This window comes from Campylobacter coli (assembly GCA_039516895.1).
Taxonomy (GTDB): domain Bacteria; phylum Campylobacterota; class Campylobacteria; order Campylobacterales; family Campylobacteraceae; genus Campylobacter_D; species Campylobacter_D coli_B.
Genome location: CP154437.1, coordinates 1,322,120 through 1,335,732, shown reverse-complemented (window position 1 = coordinate 1,335,732; position 13,613 = coordinate 1,322,120). Strand labels below are relative to the sequence as shown.

The window sequence follows — 13,613 nt, the reverse complement described above, 5'->3', positions numbered from 1 at the left end:
GAGAACAAATTTTGAGTACTCATAAATGGTATGCAATCCAAACTTATGCTGGTAGCGAAATGGCGGTTAAAAGAGCCATTGAAAATTTAGTAAAAGATAATGGAATCGAAGAGCAACTAAAAGAAATTGTTGTTCCAACTGAAGATGTTATTGAATTTAAAAATGGAAAAGAGAAGATAAGCGAAAGAAGTTTGTATTCTGGTTATGTTTTTGCACATCTTGATTTAAATACAGAACTTTGGCATCGTATCCAATCTCTTCCAAAAGTTGGTCGTTTTATTGGAGAATCAAAAAAACCTACTCCTTTGACAGAAAAAGATATTAATTTAATTTTGGAAAAGGTACATAACCGTGCTGCTCCAAAGCCTAAAATTTCTTTCGAAGAAGGGGAAAATGTAAGAATTACAGAAGGTCCATTTGCAAACTTTACTGCTATAGTAGAAGAATACGATATGGTTCGTGGATTACTAAAACTTAATGTTTCTATTTTTGGACGTTCTACTCCGGTAGAGATCTTGTATTCTCAAGTTGAGAAAATTATTTAATTTTATATCAAGTAAGGAGATTTGTTATGGCTAAAAAAGTCGTAGGCGAAATTAAATTGCAAATTGCAGCTACAAAAGCTAATCCATCGCCACCTGTAGGCCCTGCTTTAGGTCAACAAGGTGTAAATATTATGGAATTTTGTAAAGCTTTTAATGAAAGAACAAAGGATATGGCAGGATTTAATATCCCTGTTGTTATTACTGTTTATGCTGATAAAAGCTTTACTTTTATTACAAAACAACCACCTGCTACAGATTTAATCAAAAAAGCAGCTGGAATTTCTAAAGGTACAGACAATCCACTTAAAAATAAGGTAGGTAAATTAACTCGTGCCCAAGTTTTAGAAATTGTTGATAAAAAAATTGCAGATTTAAATACTAAGGATAGAGATCAAGCTGCGAAAATTATTGCAGGTTCAGCTCGCTCTATGGGTGTTGAAATTGTAGATTAAAACCTTTTACCGCTAAGGTAAAAAGCGGTAGCACTTTAAAAATGCGGAGAAATATATGGCTAAAATAACTAAAAGATTAAAAGAATTATCACAAAAAATTGATGTAAGCAAAGAGTATGCTTTAAATGAAGCAATTGAAACAGTAAGAAATTTAAAGTCAGCAAAATTTGATGAAACTGTTGAAATCGCACTTAAACTTAATGTTGATCCAAGACATGCCGATCAAATGGTTAGAGGTTCTGTTGTGCTTCCTGCGGGAACAGGTAAAAAAGTTCGTGTGGCTGTTATTGCAAAAGATGCTAAGGCAGATGAAGCAAAAAATGCTGGAGCAGATATTGTAGGAAGTGATGATTTGATAGAAGAAATTCAAAAAGGCAATATGAATTTTGATGTATTAATCGCAACTCCTAATTTAATGGGTCTTGTAGGTAAAGTAGGTAGAATCTTAGGTCCTAAAGGTTTGATGCCAAATCCAAAGACCGGAACAGTTACTATGGATGTAGCTCAAGCAGTTAACAATGCTAAAAGTGGACAGGTAAATTTCCGTGTAGATAAACAAGGAAATATTCACGCAGGTCTTGGAAAGGTAAGTTTTTCTAAAGAGCAACTTTGGGATAATATTTCTACTTTTGTTAAAGCAATTAATAAACATAAACCAGCAGCAGCTAAAGGTAGATATATTAAAAGTGCGGCTTTATCTTTAACAATGAGTCCTTCTGTAAAACTTGAAACACAAGAATTACTTGATATGAAGTAAGAGTTGCTATAATGCAACTCTTTTTAAATAAACATTTGAAAGAATTTTTAGTTTTTTGAGATGTTTATTTTAGATTGGAGATAGTCGAGGCGAAAGCTTAATTTGGGTAAAACCACTCTGCTTGAAATCTCAATCGGAAAGGAGAAAATGTGACTAGAAGCGAAAAAGTTGAGATTATTGCTAAACTTCAAGAAGAATTTAAAATTAGCGAAGCAATTGTAGTTTGTAATTACAAAGGCTTGAGCACTAAAAAGCTTGAAGAACTTAGAAATAATGCGAGAGAAAACAATGTAAAAGTTCAAATTATTAAAAACACTTTGGCTAGCATTGCTCTTAATAATTCCGGTAAAACAGGTCTGGTTCTTAAAGATACTAATATTTATCTTTGGGGCGAGGACCAACTTAGCGTTTCAAAAGTAGCAGCTAAATTCGAAGAAAATAATGATAAATTCGAAATTAAAACTGCCCATATTGAAGGCGAAGTTGCAGATGTTGCTAAGGTTAGAGCTTTAGCGAAAATGCCTTCTCGCAACGAGTTGCTTGCTATGCTTTTGCAAGTTTGGAATGCGCCAATCACCAATTTCACTATTGGTTTAAATGCGCTTAAAAATAAAAAAGAATCTGAATAATAATAAAGGATAAAAAATGGCAATTTCTAAAGAAGATGTATTAGAATTTATTTCAAATTTAAGTGTTCTTGAGCTTTCTGAGCTTGTAAAAGAATTTGAAGAAAAATTCGGCGTATCTGCTGCTCCTGTAATGGTAGCAGGTGGTGCAGCAGCAGGTGGTGCAGCAGCTGCAGCTGAAGAAAAAACTGAATTTGATATCGTTTTAGTCGATGGTGGTGCTAAAAAGATCGAAGTAATTAAAATCGTTCGTGCTTTAACTGGCCTTGGACTTAAAGAAGCAAAAGATGCAGTAGAGCAAACACCTTCAACTTTAAAAGAAGGCGTGGCTAAAGCTGATGCAGAAGAAGCTAAAAAACAACTTGAAGAAGCTGGTGCTAAAGTAGAACTTAAGTAATTAAGCTTTAAAAGTTTAAGAAGATTTACTTTTTTAGTAAGTCTTCTTTTTTATTTTTTACCTAGATATTAGGTCTTCTTTTTTAAATTTACAAAAATTTACCACGAGGTATATGCAATATGTTAGACAATAAATTAAGAAATCGTTTAAGAGTAGATTTCTCCAATATTTCAAAGCAAATAGAAATTCCAAATCTTCTTCAACTTCAAAAAGCAAGTTTTGATTATTTTTTAAATCTTGAAAACGGTGAAAGTGGAATAGAAAAAGTTTTTAAATCAATCTTTCCTATCCATGATCCACAAAATAGGTTAAGTCTTGAGTATGTTAGCAGCGAAATTGGAAAACCAAAATACACAATTCGTGAGTGTATGGAAAGAGGTTTAACTTACTCTGTAAATTTAAAAATGAAAATCCGTCTTACTTTACATGAGAAAGATGAGAAAACAGGTGAAAAAGTTGGTATAAAAGATATCAAAGAACAAGAAATTTATATCAGAGAAATTCCATTGATGACAGATAGAGTTTCTTTTATTATCAATGGAGTTGAAAGAGTTGTGGTTAATCAGCTTCATAGAAGTCCGGGTGTAATTTTCAAAGAAGAAGAAAGCTCGACTGTTGTTAATAAGCTTGTATACACTGCTCAAATTATTCCTGATCGCGGTTCTTGGCTTTATTTTGAATACGATGCCAAAGATGTATTGTACGTAAGGATTAATAAAAGAAGAAAAGTACCAGTAACAATGCTTTTTAGAGCTTTGGGGTATAAAAAACAAGATATTATTAAATTATTTTATCCTATTCAGACAATTCATGTTAAAAAAGATAAATTCTTAACAGAATTTAATCCAAATGATTTTATGGATAGAATAGAATATGATATCAAGGATGAAAAAGGAAAAATTATCCATCAAGCTGGTAAAAGACTGACTAAGAAGAAAGCTGAGCAGCTTATTAAAGATGGTTTAAAATGGATAGAATATCCAGTAGAAATTTTATTAAATCGTTATCTGGCTAATCCTATTATTGATAAAGAAAGTGGCGAAGTTTTATTTGATTCCCTAACCTTACTTGATGAAAGCAAACTTGCTAAAATTAAAGAGCAAAAAAGTTTTGAAATAGCTAACGATTTGGCAAATGGAGTGGATGCAGCTATTATTAACTCGTTTGCACAGGATAATGAAACTTTAAAATTATTAAAACAAAGTGAAAATATTGATGATGAAAATGATCTGGCAGCTATTAGAATTTATAAAGTAATGCGTCCAGGTGAGCCTGTTGTAAAAGATGCAGCTAAAGCCTTTGTTAATGATTTATTTTTTAACCCTGAAAGATATGATCTTACTAAAGTAGGTCGTATGAAAATGAATCACAAATTAGGGCTTGAGGTTCCAGAATATGTAACAGTTCTAACCAATGAAGATATTATCAAAACTGCAAAATATTTAATTAAAGTAAAAAATGGTAAGGGTCATATTGATGATAGGGATCACTTAGGAAATCGTCGTATTCGTTCTATCGGAGAACTTTTAGCGAATGAACTTCATTTGGGTCTTGCTAAAATGCAAAAAGCTATCAAAGATAAATTTACCTCTTTGAATGCAGATATTGACAAAGTAATGCCTTATGATTTGATCAATCCTAAAATGATTACAACGACAATTATTGAATTTTTCACAGGTGGACAACTCTCACAATTTATGGATCAAACCAATCCTTTAAGCGAAGTCACGCATAAACGTCGTTTGTCAGCTTTAGGAGAAGGTGGACTTGTTAAAGAAAGAGCGGGTTTTGAAGTACGGGATGTTCATGCGACGCATTATGGTAGAATTTGTCCTGTTGAAACTCCAGAAGGACAAAATATCGGTTTGATCAATACCTTATCTACTTATGCTAAAGTAAATGAGCTTGGATTTGTTGAAGCGCCTTATAGAAAAGTAGAAAATGGAAGAGTAACAGATCAGGTTGTGTATTTAACAGCTACTCAAGAAGAAGGCTTGTTTATTGCTCCAGCTTCTACAAAAGTAGATGCTAAAGGCAATATAATAGAAGAATTTGTCGAAGCAAGACAAGATGGAGAAACTATACTTGCAAGACGTGAAGAAGTACAGCTTATAGATCTTTGCTCGGGTATGGTTGTGGGTGTTGCTGCTTCTTTGATCCCATTTTTAGAGCATGATGATGCAAATAGGGCATTGATGGGCTCAAACATGCAACGTCAAGCAGTTCCACTTATAACTTCTTCAGCGCCTATTGTTGGAACAGGTATGGAAAATATCATTGCTCGTGATGCTTGGGAAGCTATAAAGGCTAAAAGAGGTGGGGTTGTTGAAAAAGTAGATAACAAAAGCATATTTATCCTTGGTGAAGATGAAAAAGGTCCATTTATAGATCATTATATTATGGAAAAAAATCTCCGTACAAACCAAAATACAAATTTTATGCAACATCCTATTGTTAAAAAGGGAGATGTGGTTAAAGCAGGGCAAATTATAGCTGATGGTCCTTCTATGGATCAAGGTGAACTTGCTATCGGAAAAAATGCTTTGATTGCTTTTATGCCTTGGAATGGATATAACTACGAAGATGCTATAGTAGTAAGTGAAAGAATTATACGCGAAGATACTTTTACTAGTGTTCATATTTACGAAAAAGAAATAGAAGCTAGAGAATTAAAAGATGGTATAGAAGAGATTACTAAAGATATACCAAATGTTAAAGAAGAAGATGTTGCGCATTTGGATGAAAGCGGTATAGCAAAAATTGGTACCCATATAAAACCAGGTATGATTTTAGTAGGTAAGGTTTCTCCAAAAGGTGAAGTTAAGCCAACGCCTGAAGAAAGACTTTTAAGAGCGATTTTTGGTGAAAAAGCCGGCCATGTGGTGAATAAATCCCTTTATGCTACTGCTTCTTTAGAAGGTGTAGTTGTTGATGTGAAAATTTTCACCAAAAAAGGATATGAAAAAGACGATAGAGCTTTAAAATCGTATGATAAAGAAAAAATGTCCTTAGAAAAAGAGCATCATGATAGACTTTTAATGATGGATAGAGAAGAGATGCTACGCGTTTGTGCATTGCTTTCTAAATCTGCTTTAATGAGTGATCAAAAAATAGGTGATAAAAACTATACAAAAGGACAAAAAGCAAGCCTAGAGGATTTGGAAAAAATCAATCGTTTTACCTTGACTACTTTAATTAAAGCTTATTCTAAAGAAGTTCAAAAAGAATACGAAGAATTAAAAAATCATTTCCAAAATGAGAAGAAAAAGCTTAAAGCTGAGCACGATGAGAAGCTTGAAATTTTAGAAAAAGATGATATCTTGCCAAGTGGAGTAATTAAGCTTGTTAAGGTGTATATCGCAACAAAACGCAAGCTTAAAGTGGGTGATAAAATGGCAGGACGCCACGGAAACAAAGGTATAGTTTCTACTATAGTACCTGAAGTGGATATGCCTTATTTACCAAATGGAAAAAGTGTAGATATCGCACTTAATCCACTTGGGGTTCCAAGCCGTATGAATATAGGACAAATTTTAGAAAGCCATTTAGGTCTTGTAGGACTTAGACTGGGTGATCAAATTCAAGAAATTTTTGACAGAAAACAAAAAGATTTCATTAAAGAATTAAGAGCAAAAATGCTTGAAATATGTTCTATCCCAAGACTTGCAAATGAAAAAGAATTCATTAAAAATTTAAGTGATGAGGAGCTTTTAAATTATGCAAGAGATTGGAGCAAGGGTGTTAAATTTGCAACCCCTGTTTTTGAGGGAGTAAATATAGAAGAGTTTGCAAAACTTTTTGAAATAGCAAAGATTGACATGGATGGTAAAACAGAGCTTTACGATGGTCGTACTGGAGAAAAAATCGCTGAGAGAGTTCATGTGGGATGTATGTATATGCTAAAACTTCACCATTTGGTTGATGAAAAAGTTCATGCTAGAAGTACTGGACCTTATAGTTTGGTTACTCAGCAACCTGTGGGTGGTAAAGCACTCTTTGGTGGACAAAGATTTGGTGAAATGGAGGTTTGGGCACTTGAAGCTTATGGGGCAGCTCATACTTTAAGAGAGATGCTTACTATAAAATCTGATGATGTTGAAGGTAGATTCAGTGCCTATAAAGCGCTTACCAAAGGAGAAAATGTCCCAGCAACAGGAATTCCGGAGACATTTTTTGTATTGACTAATGAACTTAAATCTCTAGCTTTAGATGTTGAGATTTTTGACAAGGATGAAGACAATGAGTAAATTTAAAGTAATAGAAATCAAAGAAGATGCAAGACCTAGGGACTTTGAAGCATTTCAACTTAGACTTGCGAGTCCTGAAAAAATTAAATCTTGGTCTTATGGCGAAGTAAAAAAGCCAGAAACTATTAATTATAGAACCTTAAAACCAGAAAGAGATGGACTTTTTTGCGCGAAAATTTTTGGTCCTATTAGAGATTATGAATGTCTTTGTGGTAAATACAAAAAAATGCGTTTTAAGGGTGTTAAATGCGAAAAATGTGGGGTTGAAGTTGCAAATTCAAAAGTTCGTCGTTCTAGAATGGGACACATTGAACTTGTAACTCCAGTAGCTCATATTTGGTATGTCAATTCTCTTCCAAGTCGTATAGGAACACTTCTTGGCGTTAAGATGAAAGATCTTGAGCGCGTACTTTATTATGAAGCTTATATTGTAGAAAATGCAGGAGAAGCATACTATGATAATGAAAGCACAAAAAAAGTAGAATACTGCGACGTATTAAACGAAGAGCAATATCAAAATTTAATGCAGCGTTATGAAAACAGTGGTTTTAAAGCAAGAATGGGTGGCGAGGTAGTTCGCGACTTGCTAGCAAATTTAGATCTTGTGGCACTTTTGAACCAGCTTAAAGAAGAAATGACTGCTACAAATTCAGAGGCTAAGAAAAAAACCATTATAAAACGTTTAAAAGTTGTAGAAAACTTTTTAAATTCAAATTTAAACGCAAATACAAACAATGAAGATGCAGTACCAAATCGTCCTGAATGGATGATGATTACAAATTTACCTGTATTACCACCTGATTTGCGTCCTTTGGTTGCTCTAGATGGAGGTAAATTCGCAGTTTCTGATGTAAATGATTTATATCGCCGTGTTATCAATAGAAATACACGTCTTAAAAAACTTATGGAGCTTGATGCACCTGAAATTATCATAAGAAATGAAAAAAGAATGCTTCAAGAAGCTGTAGATGCGCTTTTTGATAATGGTCGTCGTGCTAATGCAGTTAAAGGAGCAAATAAGCGTCCATTAAAATCTTTGAGTGAAATTATCAAAGGTAAGCAAGGTCGTTTTAGACAAAACTTGCTGGGTAAAAGGGTAGATTTTTCAGGTCGTAGCGTTATTGTTGTAGGGCCAAAACTTAGAATGGATCAATGTGGCTTGCCTAAAAAAATGGCTTTAGAACTTTTCAAACCACATTTATTAGCTAAACTTGAAGAAAAAGGTTATGCTACTACAGTAAAACAAGCTAAAAAAATGATAGAAAACAAAACCAATGAAGTTTGGGAATGTTTAGAAGAAGTGGTAAAAGGGCATCCTGTTATGCTAAACCGTGCTCCGACTCTACATAAGCTTTCTATCCAAGCTTTTCATCCTGTTTTGGTTGAAGGAAAAGCAATACAGCTTCATCCTTTGGTTTGTGCGGCATTTAACGCAGACTTTGACGGGGATCAAATGGCAGTGCATGTGCCACTTTCTCAAGAAGCGATTGCAGAGTGTAAGGTTTTAATGCTTTCTTCCATGAATATTCTCTTGCCTGCAAGTGGAAAGTCTGTAACTGTACCTTCTCAAGATATGGTTTTGGGAATTTATTATCTTTCTTTGGAAAAAATGGGAGCAAAAGGCTCACATAAAATATGCACAGGCATTGATGAAGTTATGATGGCTCTTGAAAGTAAATGCCTTGATATTCATGCTAGTATTCAAACCATGGTTGATGGCAGGAAGATTACTACAACGGCAGGAAGACTTATTATTAAATCTATTTTGCCTGATTTTGTTACTGAGAATATGTGGAATAAGGTTTTAAAAAAGAAAGATATTGCTGCGCTTGTGGATTATGTATACAAACAGGGTGGTTTACAAATTACTGCAAGTTTTTTAGATAAACTTAAAAATTTAGGTTTTGAATATGCAACTAAAGCAGGTGTTTCTATATCTATTGCTGATATTATTGTTCCTAGTGATAAACAAAAGGCTATTGATGAGGCTAAAAAGCAAGTAAGAGAAATTCAAAATTCTTATAATCTTGGTTTAATCACTTCAGGTGAAAGATATAACAAAATTATTGATATTTGGAAAACTACCAATAATACTCTTTCAAGAGATATGATGAAACTTGTAGAAAAAGATAAGGAAGGCTTTAATTCTATTTATATGATGGCAGATTCAGGTGCTAGGGGTAGTGCAGCTCAAATTTCTCAGCTTGCTGCTATGAGAGGGCTTATGACTAAACCTGATGGATCGATTATTGAAACACCTATTATTTCAAATTTCCGTGAAGGTTTGAATGTTCTTGAGTATTTTATTTCAACTCACGGAGCCAGAAAAGGTTTGGCAGATACTGCTCTTAAAACAGCAAACGCGGGTTATTTGACAAGAAAACTTATCGATGTGGCACAAAATGTAAAAATCACTGTTGAAGATTGCGGAACGCACGAAGGTGTTGAAATTAATGAGATCACCGCAGATAGTTCTATTATAGAAACTTTAGAAGAGAGAATTTTAGGTAGGGTTATAGCTGAAGATGTAATAGATCCTATTACAAATTCTGTGCTTTTTGCAGAAGGCACTTTGATAGATGAAGAAAAAGCTAGAATATTGGGAGAAAGCGGTGTAAAAAGTGTAAATATTCGCACTCCAATCACTTGTAAAGCTAAAAAAGGAATTTGTGCAAAATGTTATGGAATCAATCTTGGCGAAGGCAAGCTTGTTAAGCCAGGTGAGGCAGTGGGTATCATTTCTGCTCAATCTATTGGTGAGCCAGGAACTCAACTTACACTTAGAACTTTCCATAGCGGGGGAACTGCTAGTACGGATTTACAAGATAGGCAAGTAAGTGCCCAAAAAGAAGGTTTTATAAGATTTTATAACCTTAAAACTTATAAAAACAAAGAAGGTAAAGATATAGTAGCTAATCGTAGAAATGCGGCTATTTTACTTGTGGAGCCAAAAATTAAGGCACCATTTAAAGGTATTGTCAATATAGAAAATATTCACGAAGATGTAATTATTTCTATAAAAGATAAAAAACAAGAAGCAAAATATATTCTTAGAAAATACGATCTTGCTAAACCAAATGAATTAGCAGGCGTTAGCGGAAGCATTGACGGAAAACTTTATTTACCATATCAAAGTGGTGCTGAAGTTGAAGAAAATGAAAGTATTGTTGAGATGATTAAAGAGGGTTGGAATGTTCCAAACCGTATTCCATTTGCAAGTGAAATTCTTGTAAAAGATGGAGATCCTGTTGTACAAAATATCAAAGCAGGGGAAAAGGGGATTCTAAAATTCTATATTCTTAAAGGTGATGGACTTGATAGGGTTAGAAATATCAAAAAAGGTGATATAGTAAAAGAAAAAGGATTTTTTGTTGTAGTTGCTGATGAAAATGATAGAGAGGCAAAAAGACACTATATTCCAAGGGAGTCAAGAATAGAATTTAATGATAGCGAAGAGGTTAATTTTGATTCTATAATTGCTAGTGCACCAAAACAAGAAAAATCTATTATCGCAGAATGGGATGCTTATAATAACACTATCATTGCAGAGATTGATGGTGTGGTAAGTTTTGAAGATATAGAAGCAGGTTATAGTGCAGATGAGCAAATCGATGAAGCAACAGGCAAGCGCTCGCTAGTGATTAATGAATATTTGCCAAGCGGGGTAAGACCAACCTTAATAATCGCAGGCAAAGGCGATAAAGCAGTGCGCTATCAATTGGAGCCAAAAACGGTTATTTTCGTTCATGATGGTGATAAAATTTCTCAAGCGGATATTTTGGCAAAAACTCCAAAAGCGGCGGCGAAATCAAAAGATATCACAGGGGGTCTTCCAAGAGTTTCAGAGCTTTTTGAGGCAAGAAAACCAAAGAATGCAGCAGTAATTGCAGAGATTGATGGTGTGGTTCGTTTTGATAAACCTTTGCGCTCAAAAGAAAGATTGATTATCCAAGCAGAAGATGGTACAAGCGCTGAGTATTTAATCGATAAATCAAAACATATTCAAGTAAGAGAAGGAGAATTTATTCACGCGGGTGAGAAACTAACTGATGGGGTAGTTTCAAGTCATGATGTGCTTAAAATTTTAGGCGAAAAAGCCTTGCATTATTACTTGATTTCTGAAATTCAACAAGTATACCGAGGTCAAGGGGTTGTTATTTCTGATAAGCATATTGAGGTTATAGTTTCTCAAATGTTAAGACAGGTTAAAATTATTGATAGCGGACATACTAAGTTTATCGAAGGGGATTTGGTTTCAAGACGCAAATTCCGTGAGGAAAATGAAAGAATTCTTAGATTGGGTGGAGAACCAGCTATTGCTGAGCCTGTGCTTTTAGGTGTTACAAGAGCAGCGATAGGAAGTGATAGTGTGATTTCTGCAGCTTCATTCCAAGAAACAACAAAAGTACTTACCGAAGCAAGTATCGCGGGTAAATTTGACTACTTAGAAGACTTAAAAGAAAATGTTATTTTGGGTAGAATGATTCCTGTTGGAACAGGGCTTTATGGTGAGCAAAATTTAAAACTCAAAGAACAAGAATAATTTAAAATAGCCTATCTTAGGCTATTTTTCATTTTGCCTCAATTTAAAAACTTAAATTAATTATTTTTTCTTCTTTTACTATCATTATAAAAATTAAATATTTATAAAGTCATAATATCAACAAATGCCAAATAGTATAAATTTATTTTCCATCAGTAAGGTGCTCATTTTATAAATTTTGCAAAAATACTTAAATTATTTATAGTTTATAATTTTATAAGTAAAAATTAAATATTATCTTTATTTTAAAACACAAGGATGATGTGTGGCAAAGCAAGCAAGAAGTAAAAAAAAATATTTTGTCGTATGTGATAATAAAGTACTAGAAAGAGAAATAGAGTATGATTATTTTGGAGGTTTTGCAAACTCTCAAAAACAGAAATGTATAAAATCTTTACATTCTGAGATTAAAAAAGAATATCCAAACGCTCAAATATTAGAAGTATCTACTAAATCTCCTAATAAAATTTTAGGCATAAAGCTAAGCGCCTTTAATTTAAAGCTGAATGGGAGTTGCGTTGAAGATATTTTTCAAACATCAAAAGTTTTTTTAGATAAAGATGGAAATAGGAGAAGTTTTTACGATATAAAAAATGATATAGAAAGTGATATATTTTTATTGGATAAAGTAAAAAAAACAGAGCAAACACAAAAACTTTATCAACAAATAAAAGGAGTGTTTTTTTTAGATACGAAATTAAAACGTAGATTAAACAAGCTTTATTTGTTATTATATCCTGATTCTGTATTAGATTGTTTTTGTTTTAAAAATAAATTATATCCAAATATGCCAGTAACTTTTTTTTACGATTATATTTATATCAAGGCGCTCTTGGAGAACAATATAGATATATCTAAATATAATATATTTACAGATATAGAACTCAGTAAAAATTCCATTAATTGCCAAGCTAGAAGTTGTGCCATATATAATTATCTCTATGCAAATAATGAATTAAATGCTTACATTAGCAAAATTGAAAATATGCAAGATTTCAGTGAAGTAAATTTTAAAGACATAGAAGAATTTTATCAATATAAAATACAAAAATATCATCCAGAAGTATTATTTTAATATCAAAAGCATGCGCAATAATATCTTAAAATCAATTATTTCTACAAAATATATTCAAAATATAATTAGAGAAAAATATAATCTTATAGATATTGAAGATGTAATATTGGTTAAAACTGAAATTAATGATATATATAAAATTGCTACTAAAAATAAATCAACATATATTTTAAAAATATACAGTATGGAGAAACAGTTAAACGACTTGAAATTTGAAATTGACTATATTTTTTATTTAATAAAAAAACAACTATTAGTCCCATGTCTTATAAAATCTATAGAAAATTTATACTATATATTCATTGAATATCCAGAAGGTAAAAGATTGGCTATTCTGATGGAATATATACCCGGTGTGAAAATACAATATAATTTTTCTAGCGCTAGTGCGCTTGGAAAAAATATAGCAAAACTGCATAGCTTATCAGACTTGTTTAATAATTCTATGCTAGATATGAGGGAATACAATGTTTTAAAAATATTAAACGATAGTAAAATAATAATTGATAAATTTGTAATGAATTATTATGCAAAATATTCTTCTGAATTTTATAACATATTTCACTCTTTAGAAATTTTAAAAGAAATAAAATTTACAAAAAGATATTGTCATAATGACTTGCATAGTGATAATATAATCATATATAATAAAAAAATTTATATTTTAGATTTCGATTTTATCGGGTTTGGTTGCGCTTTATATGATCTAGCTGTTTTTAAGTGGAGCTGTATTTTAAATAAGCGTACCGATATATGGAATGATTTTTTAAAAAATTATCAAAATGCTTCACCGATTTTAGATAATGAAATAAGATATATTGATTTTTTTGTTATAGCTAGAGATATTATAACAACTGCCATTTATATTAATAAAATTAATTGTATTGGTAGCAGATTTGTTAATGAGACTTTTATAACAAAAAGAATAAAATTTATCAAAAGTATACTGAATTGTTGCAAAAGGAGATAGA

General features: G+C 32.4%; 9 protein-coding genes. All 9 read left to right on the top strand.

The features are described from left to right. Nucleotides 1-11: 11 nt before the first annotated feature. The 9 genes from nusG (at nt 12) to AAID94_06635 (ending at nt 13,612) form a co-directional block, all read left to right on the top strand. Complete coding sequence (gene nusG, locus AAID94_06675; protein XAK23521.1) at nt 12-545, top strand: transcription termination/antitermination protein NusG; 534 nt, start codon at nt 12-14, stop codon at nt 543-545. 26 nt (nt 546-571) lie between these two features. Continuing rightward, complete coding sequence (gene rplK, locus AAID94_06670; protein XAK23520.1) at nt 572-997, top strand: 50S ribosomal protein L11; 426 nt, start codon at nt 572-574, stop codon at nt 995-997. 55 nt (nt 998-1,052) lie between these two features. Then, nucleotides 1,053-1,754: a 50S ribosomal protein L1 gene (rplA, locus tag AAID94_06665; GenBank protein ID XAK23519.1), complete on the top strand. Its 702-nt coding sequence runs from the start codon at nt 1,053-1,055 to the stop codon at nt 1,752-1,754. A 149-nt stretch (nt 1,755-1,903) separates the two neighbouring features. Beyond that, on the top strand, nt 1,904-2,383 hold the full coding sequence (rplJ, locus tag AAID94_06660) for a 50S ribosomal protein L10 (GenBank protein ID XAK23518.1): 480 nt from the start codon (nt 1,904-1,906) through the stop codon (nt 2,381-2,383). Nucleotides 2,384-2,399: 16 nt separating this feature from the next. Further along, complete coding sequence (rplL, locus tag AAID94_06655) at nt 2,400-2,777, top strand: 50S ribosomal protein L7/L12 (GenBank protein XAK23517.1); 378 nt, start codon at nt 2,400-2,402, stop codon at nt 2,775-2,777. 110 nt (nt 2,778-2,887) lie between these two features. Further along, nucleotides 2,888-7,024: a DNA-directed RNA polymerase subunit beta gene (gene rpoB, locus AAID94_06650; GenBank protein ID XAK24793.1), complete on the top strand. Its 4,137-nt coding sequence runs from the start codon at nt 2,888-2,890 to the stop codon at nt 7,022-7,024. Next, on the top strand, nt 7,017-11,567 hold the full coding sequence (gene rpoC / locus AAID94_06645; GenBank protein XAK23516.1) for a DNA-directed RNA polymerase subunit beta': 4,551 nt from the start codon (nt 7,017-7,019) through the stop codon (nt 11,565-11,567). The genes rpoB and rpoC overlap by 8 nt, the downstream gene beginning before the upstream one ends. A gap of 265 nt (nt 11,568-11,832) precedes the next feature. Further along, entirely contained in the window at nt 11,833-12,642 is an 810-nt protein-coding gene (locus AAID94_06640; GenBank protein XAK23515.1) for a hypothetical protein, read from the top strand. Nucleotides 12,643-12,652: 10 nt separating this feature from the next. Beyond that, nucleotides 12,653-13,612, top strand: a complete 960-nt coding sequence (locus AAID94_06635) for a phosphotransferase (GenBank protein ID XAK23514.1) — start codon at nt 12,653-12,655, stop codon at nt 13,610-13,612. Nucleotide 13,613 lies beyond the last annotated feature (1 nt).

Coding starts and splice junctions, on each gene's coding strand:
- rplK (XAK23520.1), top strand. CDS start 572: ATGGCTAAAAAAGTCGTAGGCGAAATTAAATTGCAAATTGCAGCTACA.
- rplA (XAK23519.1), top strand. CDS start 1,053: ATGGCTAAAATAACTAAAAGATTAAAAGAATTATCACAAAAAATTGAT.
- rplL (XAK23517.1), top strand. CDS start 2,400: ATGGCAATTTCTAAAGAAGATGTATTAGAATTTATTTCAAATTTAAGT.
- rpoC (XAK23516.1), top strand. CDS start 7,017: ATGAGTAAATTTAAAGTAATAGAAATCAAAGAAGATGCAAGACCTAGG.
- AAID94_06635 (XAK23514.1), top strand. CDS start 12,653: ATGCGCAATAATATCTTAAAATCAATTATTTCTACAAAATATATTCAA.